The following is a 17,276-nucleotide window of genomic DNA, read 5'->3' as shown; positions in this document are numbered from 1 at the left end:
AGTGGCCGATGCGCCCGCGGGGCATTCCGCGCACGTGCCAGCACGTTCGGGCGCCCGGGCTTCTATGCTCGACCCATGAGCGGCGAGAGCGAGAACGGTCAGCAGGCAGAGGCCATCGGCGACGAGCACGCCCGGCGCACCCGTTCGACGCAGCGCCAGCTGATCTCGCTCACGGGCCCCGCGCTCCTCATCGGCGTCATGGCGGGCGTGCTCTTGTGGGGCATCGACGAGATCGCCGAGGTGCTCGAGCACGTCCTCTGGGACCACCTCCCCGAGTGGATCGGCGTCGCCCCGGACTCCGTGTGGTGGATCATCGGCATCCTCACCGCGACCGGAGCCGCCGTGGGCCTCACGATCCGGTACGCGCCTGGACACGGCGGCCACGACCCCGCGAAGGTCGAGCTCGTCGCCCCGCCCCTGCCCTTGATCGCGCTGCCGGGTGTCGCGCTCACGCTCATCCTCGGCCTCGCCGGCGGCGTGAGCCTCGGCCCCGAGAGCCCCATCATCGCCATCGCGATCGCGGTAGCCGTGTGGTTCACCAAGCGCTTCGCCAAGCACGTCACCGTGGAGCTCGCGCTCATGATGGCCGCTGCCGGCATGCTCGGCGCGATGTTCGGCTCGCCGGTGGCGGCGGCGCTGCTGCTGACCGAGATGGTGGCCGCCGCGAAGCGCGGCGGCCTCCTGTGGGACCGCCTCTTCGCGCCCGTCGCGGCAGCAGCGGCCGCCGCGCTCACCGCCGACTGGCTGGGCGTCGCGCTCATCGCTCCCGAGTCGCCCGGGCCGGTGAGCCCGACCCTCGAGCTGCTGCTGTGGGGCATCGTCGCGGCCCTGGCCGCCGCGCTGCTCGGCATCGGGGCAGCGTGGGCCATGCCCCGGTTGTGGCGCCTGCTGCGGCGCCTCAGCAACCCCGTCCTGTACGCCACGCTCGGCGGTCTCGTGCTGGGCATCCTCGGCGCCATCGGCGGCCCGATCACCCTGTTCAAGGGAGCGACGCAGACCGCGGACCTGATCCAGCAGTCGGACACGTTCAGCACGGCAGATCTGATCTGGCTGGCCGTCATCAAGACCATCGCGCTGACCGTGGCCGCGGCCGCAGGCTTCCGCGGCGGGCGCATCTTCCCGGCGGTGTTCATCGGCGCCGCGGCGGGGCTCGCCGTCCAGTCGTTCGTTCCCGACCTGCCGCTGCAGATCGCGCTCGCCTGCGGCGTGCTCGGCGCGGTGCTCGCGATCGGCCGCGACGGCTGGCTCGCACTGTTCCTCGCGGTGGCAGTCTCGGGCGAGATCGCCCTGCTGGCCGCCCTGTGCCTCGTGATGCTTCCCGTGTGGCTCCTCGTGACCGGCGCGCCCGAGATGATCGTGCACGACGACGAGGACGAGGTCGACCCCCACAACGTCACCGCGACGTAGCCGCGTCAGCGGCGCGACTCGAGCGCGCATCGGCCCCAGCGACCGACCCGCTCACCTCACACGCGAGCGCGCCCACCTTCATCGTCAGGAGCGCTGATGCGATGAAGGTGGGCCCACTCTCGCGGTGGCGTGGCAGGCGGAGACGGCGGGCCATCACGGCCCGCCGCGGGCGGTTGCTGCCCGTTACCCCGCGATGCGGATCAGCTTCTTGTTCACGAATTCGTCCGCGGCGAGCAGCCCCATCTCACGCGAGGTTCCCGAGCGCTTGACGCCGCCGAAGGGCAGCTCGGGGCTGTCGGCGAGCACGCAGTTGACGTAGACCATGCCGGCGTCGATGGCGTCGGCGACCCGCTCCGCCTGCTCGGCGTCCGTGGTGTACACGTACGAACCCAGTCCGTACGCGGTGTCGTTCGCGAGCGCGACGGCCTCCTCCTCGCCGGAGACGCGGTAGATCACCGAGGCCGGGCCGAAGAGCTCCTGGCGGTACACGTCCATGTCGGGAGTCACGTCCGTCAGCACCGTCGGCGAGTAGAACGCTCCATCACGGGTGCCGCCCGTGACGAGCGTGGCGCCCTGCTCGACGGCCGTCGCCACCTGCGCCTCGAGGCGCTCGGCGGCCGCAAGCGACGACAGCGGGCCGATCTCGCTCGACTCGTCGAACCCGTCACCCATGACCGTGCCCGTCATGGCGGCCGTGAACTTCTCCGCGAACGCGTCGAACAGCGACTCGTCCACGATGAAGCGCTTGGGCGCGTTGCAGGACTGGCCCGAGTTGTCGAGGCGCGCCTCGACGGCCTGCTCCACGACCGCGTCGAGGTCGTCGGTCGACAGCAGGATGAACGGGTCCGATCCGCCCAGCTCGAGCGCGACCTTCTTGAGGTGCTGGCCCGCGAGCGCGGCCACTGCCGAGCCCGCGCGCTCCGATCCGGTCACGGAGACGCCCTGGATGCGAGGGTCGGCGATGATGGTCGCCGCCTGCTCGTTCGAGGCGTACACGTTGACGTAGGCGCCCTCGGGGAATCCCGCGTCGAGGCACATCTGCTGGATGGCCGCCGCCGACTCCGGGCACTGCGGCGCGTGCTTGAGGATGATGGTGTTGCCGACCACCAGATTCGGCGCCGCGAAGCGAGCCACCTGGTAGTAGGGGAAGTTCCACGGCATGATGCCCAGCAGCGGGCCGATGGGCGTCCGTCGTACCACAGCGCTTCCCTCGCCCAGGATGTCGAGCGGGGCGTCGCCGGTGATCTTCTCCCAGTTGTCCGCGTAGAACTCGATGATGTCCGCCGCGAACTCGACCTCGCCGGTCGCGTGCTCCCACGGCTTGCCCATCTCGCGCACGATGATCGCGGCCAGCTCGTCCTGGCGGTCGCGGTGGAGCTGGGCCAGGCGTCGCACGAGCTCGGCGCGCTCGGCGGGGCTGGAGGTGCGCGCCCACGTGCGGTAGGCCGTCGTGGCCGACGCGACGGCGGCCTCGACCTGCTCGTCGGTCGCGGTCGGGTACTCGGCGAGCACCTCGCCCGTCGAAGGGTTGGTCACTGCGTACATGGTGCTCCCTCTCCCCCGCCGCGGACGGCGGGAGTTCTCGTGTGGTGAGTCGATGACGGCTGTGGGACGAGCGTGGTCACAGGTACGGACTTGGCCGACGGGATCGGCTCAACGGTCGGCGGGTGGACGGCCGCATGGACCTGCCCGGTCGCTAGCACGTGGCTGGTCGCGGTCTCGAGCTCCCTCGCGAGTCCGTGCTCGGAGGCGGCACGCACGGTCGATGCGCGATGACCCCAGGACGCCCCCGACGAGGGCCGCGGGGCGATCATTCGCACGGTCGCGGCAGAGGCGCTCACGGCGCCTCCCGCAGCGCTACCGCGACGACGTCGAGCCCCTCGACCAGCAGGTGCTCGGGGATGGTCAGCGGCGGGAGGAACCGCAGCACGTTGCCGTAGGTGCCGCACGTGAGCACGATGACGCCGGCGGCGATCGCGGCCCTGGCGACCGTTCCGGCAAGTGCCGCGTCGGGCTCGCCCGTCGCCGCGTCCACCAGCTCGACCGCCATCATGGCCCCGCGGCCGCGCACCTCCCCCACCCGCGCATCGGCCGCCTGCAGTGCGCTCATCCGTTCGGTGATGACGGCGCCGATGCTCTGGGCGGCCTCCGACAGCCGCTCGCTCTCGTACACGTCCATGGCCGCGAGCGCCGCCGCGCACGCGAGCGGGTTCCCGCCGTACGTGCCTCCGAGCCCACCGACGTGGGCGGCGTCCATGACCTCGGCGCGGCCAGTGACGGCCGACAGCGGCAGCCCGCCTGCGATGCCCTTGGCGGTGACGATGAGGTCGGGCACCACGCCCTCGTGCTCGCACGCGAACATCGCGCCGGTGCGCGCGAAGCCCGTCTGGACCTCGTCGGCGATGAACACCACGCCCTGCTCCGCGCACCACGCGGCGAGCGCCGGGAGGAAGCCCTCGGCCGGGACGATGAACCCACCCTCGCCGAGGACCGGCTCGATGATCACAGCCGCAAGGTTGTCCGCGCCCACCTGCTTCTCGATCACGCCGATCGCGCGGGCCGCGGCCTGTGCCCCGTCGAGGCCGTCGCGCAGCGGGTACGACACCGGTGCGCGGTAGATCTCGGGAGAGAACGGCCCGAACCCGCTCTTGTACGGCATCGACTTGGCGGTGAGCGCCATCGTGAGGCTCGTGCGCCCGTGATAGGCGTGGTCGAAGGCGACGACGGCCTGCCTGCCCGTGTGCTTGCGGGCGATCTTCACCGCGTTCTCGACGGCCTCGGCACCCGAGTTGAACAGCGCCGAGCGCTTCTCGTGGTCGCCGGGAGTGAGCGCGTTCAGTCGCTCGGCGACCGCCACGTAGCCCTCGTACGGGGACACCATGAAGCACGTGTGGGTGAACTGGGCAGCCTGCGCGCTCACGGCCGCGACCACCGCAGGATGGGCGTTGCCCACGCCCGTGACCGCGATGCCCGAGCCGAGGTCGATGAGCGAGTTGCCGTCCGCGTCGACCACCACGCCGCCACCCGCGGCGACCGCGGCGATGGGCGCGGTGTGCCCGACTCCGCGCGCGACGGCCGCGGCCTTGCGCTCGAGCAGCTCGCGCGACCGGGGCCCGGGGATCTCGGTGACGAGGCGCCGCTCCTGCGGGAGGCCGGGGCCGCCAGCCGTGCTCACCCCGTCCTCGGGGGCCTCGCCGGCGGCGGTGTCCGTCGCGTCGATGGTCATCGCTGCTCTCCTAGTGGTTCGACGGGAAGCCGAGGTCGATCTGCGAGTCCTCAGGATCGGGCCAGCGCGTGGTCACGACCTTGGACCGCGTGTAGAAGTGGATGGACTCGGGGCCGTAGATGTGGCTGTCGCCGAACAGCGAGTCCTTCCAGCCGCCGAAGGAGTAGGCGCCGATGGGCACGGGCAGCGGCACGTTGATCCCGACCATCCCCACCTGGATGTCGTGGGTGAAGCGTCGGGCCGTGCCGCCGTCGCGCGTGAAGATCGCCGTGCCGTTCGCGTACGCGTTCGCGTTGACGAGGCGCACGGCCTCCTCGTAGGTCTCCGCGCGCACCACGGACAGCACGGGGCCGAAGATCTCGTCGGTGTAGACCTTCATCGTGGGCGCGACGCGGTCGACCAGGCTCGCGCCCAGGAAGTAGCCGCCGCCGTCGAAGGACGTCGCCGTGCCGTCGACCACCACCTCGCCGCCCTCTGAAGAAGCGCCCGTGACGTAGGACGCGACCCTCTCCCGGTGCTCCGCCGTGATCAGGGGGCCCATCTGCGAGGACTCGTCCGTGCCGTCGCCGATGACGAGCGCCCGGGCGCGCTCGGCGACCTTGGCGACCAGCGCATCGGCCGTCGCGTCGCCCACGACGACGAGCACCGAGATCGCCATGCAGCGTTCGCCGGCCGAGCCGTACGCCGCGCTCACCGCGGCGTCGGCGGCCGCGTCGAGGTCGGCGTCGGGCATGACGATCATGTGGTTCTTCGCTCCGCCGAGCGCCTGCACGCGCTTGCCGGCCGCCGCCGCCCGCGTGTAGATCGACCGCGCGATCGGGGTCGAGCCCACGAAGCTCACGGCGCCGATGCCGGGGTGCTCGAGCAGCGCGTCCACCGCCTCCTTGTCACCGTGCACGACGTTGAGGACGCCGGGCGGCACGCCCGCCTCCTCCCACAGCCGCGCGAGCAGCATCGACGCGGAGGGATCCTTCTCGCTGGGCTTGAGCACGACCGCGTTGCCCGTCGCGAGCGCCGATGCGCTCATCCACAGCGGCACCATGGCCGGGAAGTTGAAGGGGGTGATGGCGGCGACGACGCCCACCGGCTGCTTGAGCGTGTGGACGTCCACCCCGCCCGCAACCTCGGTCGAGTGCTCGCCCTTGAGGTGCTGCACGAGCCCCGCAGCGAACTCGACGTTCTCGATGCCTCGCGACACCTCGCCGAGCGCGTCGGACAGCACCTTGCCGTGCTCGGAGGTGATGATCGCGGCGAGCTCGTCGGCGTGCGCGACCAGCAGCTCGCGCATGCGGAACATCACCGAGGCGCGCTTCACGAGCCCCGTCGCCGCCCATGCCCGCTGGGCCTCGGACCCCGCGGACACCACCGCGTCCACGTCCGCGGTGCTCGCGAAGGCGACCTGGGCCGACTGCTCGCCCGTCGCGGGGTTGTGGACTGCTCCGTGGCGCGCGGCGGGGCCGACGGCCGCGCCTCCGACGTGGTGCTCGATGGTCCTCATGCAGCGTCCTCTCGGGTGAGTGCGGGGCGACGGCGCCCCTCGTGGCCAGTGTGCGGCACGTCGCGGCCGCTCACGAGTCGAACCCCAGGCCGAACCGGTCCAAGGTCCGCAGGAACGGGTCGCGGCGGCCCTCGCGGTGGTCGGCGCGGTCCAGCGATCGGCGGGTGAGGTTGATCGCGGCGGAGGCGAGCGGCTCGGGCGGGAACGGCGTGGGGCGCTCGCGCACCATGGCAAGCCGGGTCCGCGGGCTGTCGACGCCGTCGAGCAGGTCCAGCATGACGTTCGCGCCGAACCTCGTAGCGCCCACGCCCAGGCCCGTGTAGCCGAGCGCGTACGCGACCGAGCCGCCATGCGCGGTGCCGAAGAAGGCGCTGAAGCGCGTGCAGGTGTCGATCGCTCCGGCCCAGCGGTGCGCGAAGCGGATGCCGGTCAGCTGCGGGAACGTGGTGAGGAAGTGCGCGGCGAGACGCTCGTAAGACGCGGGCCGGTCCTCGTGCGCTCGCCGCACCCGGCCACCCGCGTGGTAGATCGCGTCGTAGCCGCCGAACAGGATCCGGTTGTCGCGCGTCAGCCGGTAGTAGTGGAACTGGTTGGCCATGTCGCCCACGCCCTCGCGGCCCTCCCAGCCGACGCTCGCCAGCTGCGCGTCGGTCAGCGGCTCGGTCATCAGCACGTAGTCGTAGACCGGCACCGTCATGAGGGCGTTGCGCCGCAGCAGGGAGCGGAAGGCGTTGGTCGCGAGCGCGATGCGTCCGGCACGGACGGTGACCGTGCTGGCAGCCCCTGAGCCGGACCGTGACGTCTCTGAACGTGCGGTGCTCGATCGCGCGGCGCCCGAGCGCTCGGTGAGCGGTTGCCCGGCGGGAGATCCGCCTGCGCCGGGCGCGGGCGCGACGGGACGCGGCCGGCCGCGCCGTGTGGCGCCGCCCGGGGCGTGCCGCGGCCGCGCGATCACCTCGTGAGCGCCGATGCGCTCGACCGGTGTGCGCTCGTGGATCACGACCCCCAGCTCGGTCGCCACGCGCGCGAGCTCGACGGCCAACCGGTAGGGATGGACGAGCGCGGAGTCGGGGTCGAGCTCGCCCCCGAGGTAGGTGGGCGAGTCAACCCGCGTTCGCACCTGAGCCGCGTCCAGCGCGCCCTCGCCGAGCCAGGCGAGCTGGTGGGGCTCGACGGCCACCGTCAGCGAGCCGGTGCGCTCGAAGTGCGCGTCCATGCCGTAGCGCTCGACGGTGCTCTCGATCTCGTCGAGGTTCGCGCGGCCCATGGCCTCCAGCGTCGCGATCTCGTCGGGCCAGCGCGCGAGCCCGTTCTCGTGACCGTGCGTGAGGCTCGGCTCGCAGAACCCGCCGTTGCGGCCGGACGCCGCCCAGCCGATCCGCGCCCCCTCGAGGACGACGACGCTGCGGTGGGGGTCGCGCTCCTTCGCGAGGATCGCGGTCCACAGGCCGCTGTACCCCGCGCCGACGATCACGAGATCGGCCGAGACGTCCTCGGTCAGCGGTGGGAACGACGGCGCCTCGACCCCGGCCATCCACCCGGAGCCCGGTACTGCGGGGGCGAGCGCGGCGCGGACGTCCGCCTCGGGCGGCGCGAGCCGCTCGAAGACCGTCGCGACCACGTGGCTCCCCTCTCTGGTGCAAGCGCCAACATCGCCATACTGCCACGGTTTCTGTTGTAGAAACACGGCCGAAACAGCGTTTTTCGTTGTCTAGGAGCCATACTACAGACGGATCAGTTGCGGCGCGAGGGGCCATGCGCGACAATGCCGACATGGACTATCAGGACGCGCAGCGTGCCGCCAAGGACCACCTGTGGATGCACTTCACCCAGCACCACCGCTACCGTGACCACGACGTCCCGGTGATCGTGCGCGGCGAGGGCGCGTACATCTACGACGCTCACGGCAAGCGCTACCTGGACGGCCTTGCGGGCCTGTTCGTCAACCAGCTGGGGCACGGCCGCACCGAGCTCGCCGAGGCGGCGGCCGCCCAAGCGTCGACGCTCGCCTTCCACCCCCTCTGGTCCTACGCGCACCCCACGGCGATCGAGCTCGCGGACAGGCTCGCCACCCTGGCCCCGGGATCGCTGAACCGTGTGTTCTTCACATCGGGCGGCGGCGAGGCCGTGGAGACCGCGTGGAAGCTCGCGAAGAACTACTTCAAGCTCACCGGCAAGCCCATGAAGCACAAGGTGATCTCGCGCGCCGTCGCGTACCACGGCACCACCCAGGGAGCCCTGTCGATCACGGGAATCCCCGAGCTCAAGCAGCAGTTCGAGCCGCTCGTGCCGTCCACCTTCAGGGTGCCCAACACGAACCTCTACCGCGCCTCTGAGCTCACGGGCGGGCTGCTCGACGGCTCCGACCCCGAGGCGTTCGGGCGATGGGCCGCGGACCAGATCGCGGTCGCGATCGAGAACGAGGGGCCCGACTCCGTGGCGGCCGTGTTCCTCGAGCCCGTGCAGAACGCCGGAGGATGCTTCACGCCTCCCCCGGGCTACTGGCCGCGCGTGCGGGAGATCTGCGACCAGTACGACGTGCTGCTCGTGTCGGACGAGGTCATCTGCGCGTACGGGCGCCTCGGCGAGATGTTCGGCGCCGAGCGGTACGGCTATCAGCCGGACATGATCACCTCCGCGAAGGGCCTCACCTCCGGCTACTCGCCGCTGGGCGCCGTCCTGATCGATGACCGCCTCATGGAGCCGTTCCTCGAGCAGGAGGTCGCATTCGCCCACGGCTACACCTTCGGCGGTCACCCGGTGTCCACGGCGGTCGCGCTGCGCAACCTCGCGCTGTTCGACGAGGAGGACGTGCTGGGCCACGTGAAGGACACCGAGGGCGACTTCCGTGCCGCGCTCGACACCCTGACGGACCTGCCCATCGTGGGTGACGTCCGCGGCGACGGGTACTTCTACGGGATCGAGCTGGTCAAGGACAAGGCGACCAAGGAGTCGTTCTCCGCCGAGGAGTGCGAGCGGGTCCTGTACGGGTTCCTGTCCCCCGCGCTGTTCGAGGCCGGCCTGTACTGCCGCGCCGACGACCGCGGCGACCCCGTCATCCAGCTGGCGCCGCCGCTGATCCTCGGACAGGAGCACTTCGACGAGATCGCCCGGATCCTGCGCGCGGTCCTCACGGAGGCCTACGCGAAGCTGTAGGACGCCGACCGACCCGGCGCGCGCATCGGCGCCCCGGCCCCTCTCACGCGGGTTGGGCCCTTCTCGCTCATCAAGACGCCTCCAGGCACCAGTGGGGCCCACTTCGCACACCAGGGCGTGCCGCTGCACCCGTAGGGCCCCACTCGCGCGCCAAGGCGCCCACGTGCATCAGTAGGGCCCAACTCGCACACCAACGCGCGCCGCTGCACCAGGAGGGCCCACTTCGCTCGCGGAAGCGGGCGGAGTCAGCGGCTGGCGAGGAGCTTGCGGCGCCGGCTCGCGCCCACCTCGCCGATGATGACGATCGCGAGCGCCGCGAGGAACATCACGGTGCCGATGACATTGACCTGCATCGGCACGCCGCGCTGCGCCGCACCCCACACGAACATGGGGAACGTCACCGTCTGACCCGAGTTGAGGTTGGTGATGATGAAGTCGTCGAACGACAGCGAGAAGCTCAGCAGCGCCGCGGCGAGGATGCCGGGGAACACCAGCGGGAACGTCACCCGCCAGAACGTCTGCCACTCGTTGGCGTAGAGGTCCATCGCGGCCTTCTCGAGGTTCGAGTCGAGCCCCGACAGGCGCGACCGCACCGTGACGACCACGAACGACAGGCAGAACAGGATGTGGGCGATGAGGATGGTCCCGAAGCCGAGCCGGCCGCCCATCCCAGCGGCGACGAACAGCGCCAGGAGCGACGAGCCCATGACGATCTCGGGGGTCGCCATCGGCAGGAACACCAGCAGGTTCATCGTGCTGCGACCCTCGAAGCGGTGACGCACGAGCGCGAAGGCCGCGAGCGTACCCAGCACCGTCGCGACGAGCGTCGCGATGAGGCCGATGCTGATGCTCACGCGCAGCGACTCGCACATGCCGAGGGGCTCGCACGGGTTGAGCCAGTTGTCCCACGTGAAGGACTGGAACGAGTACAGGTTGCGCGACGCGGACGCGTCGTTGAACGACATGAGCGCGACGATGAAGTTGGGGATGTACATGTACAGCAGCACGAGCGCGCCGAGCGCGAGCACCAGGTGCTTGCCGATCCAGTGGCCGAGGCGGGTCATCACAGCAGGTCCTCCGTCCCCGCGCGGCGCACGTAGACCATCACCATCACCACGATCAGCACCATGAGGATGACCGACAGCGCCGCCGCGTGCGGGTAGTCGCTGCCCGTGGTGAACAGCGACTGGATGCGGTTGCCGACCATCTGGGTGTTCGGGTTGCCCAGGAGCGAGGCGTTGATGTAGTCGCCAGAGGCCGGGATGAAGGTCAGCAGCGTGCCGCCCACGACGCCCGGCAGCGACAACGGCCACACGACGTTCCAGAAGCGCTTGAAGGGGTTCGCGTACAGGTCCGCAGCGGCCTCGTTGAGCTTGGGGTCGATCTTCTCGAGGCTCGCATACAGCGGCAAGATCATGAACGGCAGGAAGTTGTAGGTGAGGCCCGCGACGACCGCGATAGGCGTGGCCAGCAGGCGGCCGTCCTCCGGCATGAGGTGCAGCGTCTTGAGGGTCTCCACGAGCCACCCGTTGTCCGCGAGGATGAGCTTCCAGGACAGGGTGCGCACCAGGAACGACGTGAAGAACGGCGCCACCACGAGCACGAGCATGAGGGTCTTGAACCGCCCCGCCTTGAAGGCGATGGCGTAGGCGAGGGTGTAGCCGAGGATGAGGCACAGGACCGTCGCGATGCCCGCGTAGACGAACGAGCGCACCAGGTACGGCCAGTAGTCGGCGACCACGTCGACGTAGTTCTCGAAGCGCCACGTCATGCTGTAGCCGTAGATCGGCGATCCCGCGGGATCGGACAGCGACGTCGTGAGCAGCGAGATCATCGGGATCACGAAGAAGATCCCGAGCCACAGTGCCGCCGGGCCTACGAGGAGGTAGGCGGAGTTGCGGCCGAGGGCGCGCTGCAGGGCCGCCACCTCAGGTCTCCTGGATCCCGGCCTCGGCGTCCTGCGACGAGTCGAGGAGGAACGCGAACTCGGGCCTCCACGACACGTCCACGCGCGTGCCGACGGGCACGAGGCCGCCGCGGCGTCCGGTGTTCTGCTCGAAGCAGGTGATCTCCTGGCCCCACGGCATGAGCAGCTCGTACTCCGTGGAGACGCCGATGTAGCTCGAGCCGGTCACGACCGCGCCCGAGAAGTGGTCGCCGGGCGCGTCAATGGGCGTGCCCTCCGGCTGGATCAGCACCTTCTCGGGACGGATGCCCACCCAGCCCTCGGACGACTCGGTGTGCACGCGCGCCGCGCTGATCGTGACGACGGTGCCGTGCATGTCGACCTTGACGACCGCATCGGCCCCCGAGCCTTCCCTGCCCAGCACGGTGCCCTTGATGAGGTTCGAGCGGCCCAGGAAGTTCGCGACGAAGGTGGTGCGCGGGTTCGTGTAGAGCTCGTAGGGGGTGCCCATCTGCTCGATGACGCCGAGGTTCATGACGGCCACGGTGTCCGCCATCGTCATGGCCTCCTCCTGGTCGTGCGTGACGTGCACGAAGGTGAGGCCCACCTCCTCCTGGATGCGCTTGAGCTCGATCTGCATCGCGCGGCGGAGCTTGAGGTCGAGCGCCCCCAGCGGCTCGTCGAGGAGCAGCACCTCGGGCCGGTTGATGAGCGCGCGCGCGAGGGCGACGCGCTGCTGCTGCCCACCCGACAGCTGCGCCGGCTTCTTGGACGCCTGCTCGGTCAGCTCGGTGAGCTCGAGGATCTCCTTCGCCTGCGCGGAGACGTCCTTCTCGCCCCGACGACGCGGGCCGAACTCGACGTTCTCCGCGATCGTCAGGTGCGGGAACAGCGCGTAGTTCTGGAACACGGTGTTGACGGGGCGCTTGTACGGCTTCTCGTGGGTGATGTCCTGGTCACCGATGTGGATCGTGCCGGCGGTCGGCACCTCCAGCCCGGCGACCATCCGCAGCGTCGTGGTCTTGCCGCAGCCCGAGGGGCCCAGCAGCGCGAAGAACGATCCCTGCGGAATCTCGAGGTCGAGGGACTGGACCGCGGCGAAGCCGTTCGGGTACTGCTTGTGCAGCCCCGCCAGGCGGAGGTCGCGAGTGCGACCGTCAGCCAATGACATCCGAGAAGTCCTGCTCGTAGCCCTGCGCGGTGGACTCGTCGAGAGCCATGAAGCCGTGGGTCGACGCGAGGTACTCCTCCGTCGGGAAGATCAGCGGGTTGTCCACGAGCGACGGGTCGATCGACTCCATCTCCTCGCGCGCGCCCTCGACGGGGCAGACGTACCAGACGTAGGCGGCGAGCTGGGCGGCGATCTTGGGGTCGTAGTAGTGGTTGATCCACTTCTCGGCGTTCGCCTTGTGGGTGCCCTGCACCGGCACGAGCATGTTGTCCGACCAGATCATCATGCCCTCCTCCGGCGGGAGGAACACGAGGTTCTCGTCCTCGGCTGCGGCGACGTCCCCGGACCAGGCGACGCACGCCGCGATGTTGCCGGCGGCGAGATCGTTGATGTACTCGTTGCCCGTGAAGGCGCGGATCTGGCCGTCCGTGCGCGCCTTCGACAGCTTGTCGAGCGCGGCCGACCAGTCGGAGTCGGAGAAGTTCGACGGATCCGCGCCGTTGGAGAGCATGAGCAGGCCCATGGTGTCGCGCATCTCGGTGAGCATCGTCACGCGGCCCTTGAGGTCCTCGCGGGTGAGCAGCTCGTCCATGGTGCGCACCTCGCCGACGAGCGACTTGTTGTACGCGATGCCGGTGAAGCCCGACTGCCACGGCGCCGAGTAGTCGCGGTTCGGGTCCCAGCCGGGGCCCTCGAGCGACGAGATCAGGTTCGCGTCGAGGTTGGGGACGTTGGCCTTGGTGAGCTGCTGGATCCAGCCCGCCTCGATCATGCGTGCCGCCATCCAGTCGGTGAGCACGAAGAGGTCGCGGCCGGTGGGCTGGCAGGCTCCCAGCTGGTTGCGCACCTTCGTGAAGAACTCGACGTTGTCGTTGACGTCCGGCGTGTACGTGACGTCGATGCCGCTCTGCTGCATGAACAGGCTGAGCGTCGACAGCACGTCGCCGTCGTCCTCGTCGATGTACTCCGGCCAGTTCGAGACCGCAAGGCGGGCCTCGGTGTCGGACAGGTCCGTCGTGACGCAGCCCTCGAGCGTGCCGCCTGGACCGCCGTTGCCTCGCGTGAGGTAGTAGGCGGCGGCGATGCCCGCGAGTCCCGCGGCACCTCCCACGATGAACCCGCGGCGCGACACGCCCTTCTTGGTGTTCTCTCCCGGCGGCGTGACCTCAGACATGGCGGCTTCCTCGTGGCTCTCGTCGGCGACGGCGAACCTCGCGGCCCGCGCCACCTCTCGCGGATAGGTCACCCTGCGGCTGCAGGACGTGTTGGTGATACTGGCACGAAATCGTGTGCGCCGCGAGGGTTTGAGTGGTGATTCCTGCTCCAGACCACGAATCCAGCGTGAAATGTTACATCTACGTAATGAAACCGTGGCGTGTCCGCCCCGTCAGCAGTTGACCTGGCCGCGCTCGCAGACCACACTCACACGCATGAGCTCCGCCGAGACGTCCAAGAGCATCGTCCCCCTCGACGAGGTCAACAAGGTGATCGTCGAGCAGCTGCAGCAGGACGGCCGCACGTCCTACGCGGCCATCGGCAAGGTCGTCGGCCTGTCGGAGGCCGCCGTGCGCGCCCGCGTCCAGCGCCTCCTCGACGCCGGGGTGCTGCAGATCATCGGCGTGACCAACCCCATGGAGCTGGGTTTCGCACGCCAGGCGATGGTCGGGGTCAAGGTGACCGGACCGCCCGAGCCCGTCGCGGCGGCCCTCGAGGCCCTCGAGGCTGTCGACTACGTCGTCATCACGGCCGGCACCTTCGACATCCTCGTGGAGATCGTCTGCGAGTCCGACCGCCATCTTCTCGACCTCGTCAGCGGCTCCATCCGCACCATCCCCGGCGTGCTGACCACCGAGACCTTCGTCTACCTCGAGCTGCGCAAGCAGACGTACTCGTGGGGGGTGAGGTGACGGCGCCGCCACCGTCACTGTGGCTCGCGACGCTGCCCGAGTCCCTCGCCGGCCTCGAGCCGGCCGCGCCCCTGTCGCGGGACGTCACCGCGGACGTCGCTATCGTCGGCGCCGGCTACACCGGGCTGTGGACGGCCTGGTATCTCGCCCAGGCACGCCCTGACCTGAGCATCGTCGTCCTCGAGAAGGAGTTCGCGGGGTTCGGCGCCTCGGGGCGCAACGGCGGCTGGGCCTCCGCGCTGCTGCCCATGTCGCTCGCGTCCGTCGCCCACGACCACGGACCCGAGGCGGCCCTCGCCCAAGACGCCGCCATGCGGGCCTCCGTCGACGAGGTGGTCGCACGCGGCCGCGAGCTGGGCGTCGGCCACCTCATCGCCAAGGGCGGGACCGTCACGCTCGCGCGCACGCCCGTGCAGCTCGAGCGCGCACGCGCCGACGTCGCGGGAGAGCACGCGCTCGGGCTGGGCGAGGAGCAGGTCAGGCTCCTCGACGCCGACCAGGCGCGGGCGCGGCTCGCCGCCACCGACGTGCTCGGCGGCACGTACACGCCGGACTGCGCCGCCATCCATCCCGCCGCCCTCGCGCGCGCCCTCGCCCGCGGCGTCCAGGACGCGGGAGTCACGCTGTACGAGGGCACCGAGGTCACCGCCCTCGAGCCCCACCGCGTGACGACGCCGGGAGGAACCGTCACCGCCGACGTCGTCGTGCGCGCGACCGAGGGCTACACGGCCGGGCTGCCCGGCTACGAGCGCGCCGTCGCCCCGGTGTACTCGCTGATGATCGCCACCGAGCCACTGTCCGACCAGGTCTGGGAGCGCATCGGCCTCGCGGAACGCGAGACGTTCAGCGACTACCGCCACCTCATCATCTACGGCCAGCGCACCGCGGACGGGCGCATGGTCTTCGGCGGGCGCGGCGCGCCGTACCACTTCGGCTCGGCGACGCACCCGCGGTTCGACTCCGACGCCACGGTGTTCCGGCTCCTCCAGGACACCCTCGTCGAGCTCTTCCCCAGCCTCGCCGATGCGCGCATCACCCACCGCTGGGGCGGCGCCCTGGGGATCGCTCGGGACTGGGAGGCCTCGGTCGGCCTCGACAGCGACACGGGCCTCGCCTGGGCGGGCGGCTACGTGGGCGACGGCGTCACCACCACGAACCTCGCCGGCCGGACGCTGCGCGACCTCATCCTGGGGCAGGACACCGAGCTCACCGCGCTCCCGTGGGTCGGTCACCGCTCACACGCCTGGGAGCCCGAGCCGCTGCGCTGGCTCGGCGTCAACGCCGGGCTGACGACCATGCGGCTCGCCGACGGCGAGGAGCGGCTCACCCGGCGATCCTCGCTGCTCGCGCGCGCCATGGCTCCCCTCACCGGCGGGCACTGACGGCGGGAGCTGAGGCGCGGGCACGCACGGGCGCGCGCTGACCGGCGGCGACCGATCCCACCCCGTGGCGCCACGGCGCCCCTCTTGACCGGTACAGATGGCGGAGTTACTGTACCGGTATAGATCGGTTGAGGGCCCCGCGGATCCGCCGCAGGCTCGGCCGCGAGGAGGCGCCATGGACACCGTGCAGCTCGGCATCGCCGGCATCATCCCCACCCGCAGGCTGGCGCGCAGCGGGCTCAACACCCCGGAATCACACTCCACCGATCGACCCTGGCGGCTTGCCCCCTGCACCGAGGACGCCCTCCGCGCGCTCGTGCCAACGGCTCGAACGGCTGGCGCCGAGGCCGACGTCGCCACCGCCGTGCGCATCGGCGCTCCAGACATGAGGCAGGCGCCGCGACGAGCGACGCGACACCGCTCGCGGCTCGGCGCGTCGCCGCCCGTGCCGCCCCTATCCTGAGGAGGCTCGACATGGAGACCGTGACGCACCTCGTCGCGGCCGGAGCGCCGGAGGAGGCCGTGGGCATGGGTCGCGTGACGCTCAAGACCGTCGCCGAGGCGGTGGGCGTGAGCCGCATGACCGTCTCCAACGCCTTCTCCAAGCCCGACCAGCTCTCCCCCGACCTGCGCGAGCGGATCCTCGAGACGGCGGCCGAGCTCGGCTACCTCGGCCCGGATCCTGCCGCCCGTGCCCTCGCCCGTGGCAGCGTCGGAGCCGTCGGCGTGGTCCTCACCGACTCGCTCGAGGGGGCGTTCCTCGACCCCGTCTCGGCGGCCTTCTTCGGCGCCGTCGCCGACACGCTCGCCCCCACCGGCCTCGCTGTGTCCCTCATCCCCGCCGCCCGCGCCGGCGACCACCTCGCCGCCCGCGACCTGCCCATCGACGGTGCCCTGGTGTGCGCGTGCGACGTGGGCCAGGAGTCGGTCGAGTGGCTGCGCAGGCGCGGGCTGCCCCTCGTATTCGTCGACAACGAGGCGCTCCCCGGCTACGCTCGCGTCGGCCTCGATGAGCGTGAGGGTGGACGCCTCGCGGCGCAGCACCTCATCGACCTCGGGCACACGGACATCGCGATCTTCACGATCGACCCGAGCGGCGCACCCGGGTGGGTGGATGACCCGACGGCTCGTCTCGTGAACACCGTGGCCGACGAGCGGCGAGCCGGCGCGGTCGAGGCGATCAGCGCAGCCGGGCTCATGCCGCGCATGTTGACCATCGAAGACAACGACGAGGCGCACGCGTTGCCCGGCGCACGCGAGCTGCTCGGAGGCGCGGCGCCGACCGGTGTCGTGAGCTTCTCCGACGACATGGCCGCCGCCGTCATCGGCGCCGCCCGGGAGGCGTCGATCGCCGTTCCCGCGGAACTGTCCGTGGTCGGCTTCGACGACGCCCCCATCGCGCGAGCCGTCACGCCCGGCCTGACCACCATCCGCCAGGACTTCCGCGCGAAGGGCCGCGCCGCCGCCGAAGCGCTCGTGAGCGCGATCGCCGCGCAGCGAGAGTCGGACGACGGGCCCGTCCCCGCGGCCGACGGTGAGCATCGCATCGCGGTGCCGGTGGAGCTCGTCGTGCGCGACAGCACCGCAGCCGCACGCGGCACCACCTGAGGACGGTTCCCGGCT

At 70.9% G+C, this 17,276-nt stretch carries 14 protein-coding genes; 6 read left to right on the top strand and 8 right to left on the bottom strand.

What is annotated here, in order from left to right; genetic code table 11:
* Positions 1-75: 75 nt before the first annotated feature.
* Positions 76-1,407: an ion channel protein gene (locus B7K25_RS11090; RefSeq protein WP_084106112.1), complete on the top strand. Its 1,332-nt coding sequence runs from the start codon at positions 76-78 to the stop codon at positions 1,405-1,407.
* A 183-nt stretch (positions 1,408-1,590) separates the two neighbouring features.
* On the opposite strand, the gene B7K25_RS11085 is transcribed toward B7K25_RS11090, so the two are convergent.
* The 4 genes from B7K25_RS11085 to B7K25_RS11070 form a co-directional block, all read right to left on the bottom strand.
* A complete protein-coding gene (locus B7K25_RS11085) occupies positions 1,591-2,952 on the bottom strand; it encodes an NAD-dependent succinate-semialdehyde dehydrogenase (protein ID WP_084106111.1) in 1,362 nt (453 codons plus the stop codon).
* A 292-nt stretch (positions 2,953-3,244) separates the two neighbouring features.
* Positions 3,245-4,633, bottom strand: a complete 1,389-nt coding sequence (gene gabT / locus B7K25_RS11080; protein WP_084106110.1) for a 4-aminobutyrate--2-oxoglutarate transaminase — start codon at positions 4,631-4,633, stop codon at positions 3,245-3,247.
* 10 nt (positions 4,634-4,643) lie between these two features.
* Entirely contained in the window at positions 4,644-6,131 is a 1,488-nt protein-coding gene (locus tag B7K25_RS11075; RefSeq protein ID WP_084106109.1) for a CoA-acylating methylmalonate-semialdehyde dehydrogenase, read from the bottom strand.
* 70 nt (positions 6,132-6,201) lie between these two features.
* Positions 6,202-7,752, bottom strand: coding sequence for an FAD-dependent oxidoreductase (locus B7K25_RS11070; RefSeq protein WP_084106108.1), 1,551 nt, complete (start codon positions 7,750-7,752; stop codon positions 6,202-6,204).
* Positions 7,753-7,886: 134 nt separating this feature from the next.
* Between B7K25_RS11070 and B7K25_RS11065 the strand changes: the two genes are divergently transcribed.
* The gene (locus tag B7K25_RS11065; protein ID WP_234988206.1) at positions 7,887-9,287 is read left to right on the top strand and encodes an aspartate aminotransferase family protein; all 1,401 of its coding nucleotides are present in this window, start codon (positions 7,887-7,889) and stop codon (positions 9,285-9,287) included.
* A 245-nt stretch (positions 9,288-9,532) separates the two neighbouring features.
* On the opposite strand, the gene B7K25_RS11060 is transcribed toward B7K25_RS11065, so the two are convergent.
* The 4 genes from B7K25_RS11060 to B7K25_RS11045 are packed head-to-tail and all read right to left on the bottom strand — an operon-like array spanning position 9,533 to position 13,538.
* Positions 9,533-10,351, bottom strand: a complete 819-nt coding sequence (locus B7K25_RS11060; protein ID WP_084106107.1) for an ABC transporter permease — start codon at positions 10,349-10,351, stop codon at positions 9,533-9,535.
* On the bottom strand, positions 10,351-11,214 hold the full coding sequence (locus B7K25_RS11055) for an ABC transporter permease (RefSeq protein WP_234988204.1): 864 nt from the start codon (positions 11,212-11,214) through the stop codon (positions 10,351-10,353). Before B7K25_RS11055 ends, B7K25_RS11060 begins: the two co-directional genes overlap by 1 nt.
* 1 nt (position 11,215) lies before the next feature.
* Positions 11,216-12,364 (bottom strand): ABC transporter ATP-binding protein, encoded by a 1,149-nt coding sequence (locus tag B7K25_RS11050; RefSeq protein ID WP_084106106.1) that lies wholly within the window; start codon positions 12,362-12,364, stop codon positions 11,216-11,218.
* Positions 12,351-13,538: a spermidine/putrescine ABC transporter substrate-binding protein gene (locus B7K25_RS11045; protein ID WP_084106220.1), complete on the bottom strand. Its 1,188-nt coding sequence runs from the start codon at positions 13,536-13,538 to the stop codon at positions 12,351-12,353. Before B7K25_RS11045 ends, B7K25_RS11050 begins: the two co-directional genes overlap by 14 nt.
* Positions 13,539-13,794: 256 nt before the next feature.
* Between B7K25_RS11045 and B7K25_RS11040 the strand changes: the two genes are divergently transcribed.
* The 4 genes from B7K25_RS11040 (at position 13,795) to B7K25_RS11025 (ending at position 17,261) form a co-directional block, all read left to right on the top strand.
* Positions 13,795-14,271 (top strand): Lrp/AsnC family transcriptional regulator, encoded by a 477-nt coding sequence (locus B7K25_RS11040; protein ID WP_084106105.1) that lies wholly within the window; start codon positions 13,795-13,797, stop codon positions 14,269-14,271.
* On the top strand, positions 14,268-15,653 hold the full coding sequence (locus tag B7K25_RS11035; RefSeq protein ID WP_200807946.1) for an FAD-binding oxidoreductase: 1,386 nt from the start codon (positions 14,268-14,270) through the stop codon (positions 15,651-15,653). The genes B7K25_RS11040 and B7K25_RS11035 overlap by 4 nt, the downstream gene beginning before the upstream one ends.
* A gap of 175 nt (positions 15,654-15,828) precedes the next feature.
* Positions 15,829-16,116: a hypothetical protein gene (locus B7K25_RS11030; RefSeq protein ID WP_084106103.1), complete on the top strand. Its 288-nt coding sequence runs from the start codon at positions 15,829-15,831 to the stop codon at positions 16,114-16,116.
* 11 nt (positions 16,117-16,127) lie between these two features.
* Entirely contained in the window at positions 16,128-17,261 is a 1,134-nt protein-coding gene (locus B7K25_RS11025) for a LacI family DNA-binding transcriptional regulator (RefSeq protein WP_234988200.1), read from the top strand.
* Positions 17,262-17,276 lie beyond the last annotated feature (15 nt).

Source organism: Demequina sp. NBRC 110056 (assembly GCF_002090155.1).
Taxonomy (GTDB): Bacteria; Actinomycetota; Actinomycetes; order Actinomycetales; family Demequinaceae; genus Demequina.
The sequence above is the reverse complement of the archived record's forward strand: the minus strand, read 5'-3'. Positions and strand labels throughout refer to the sequence as shown.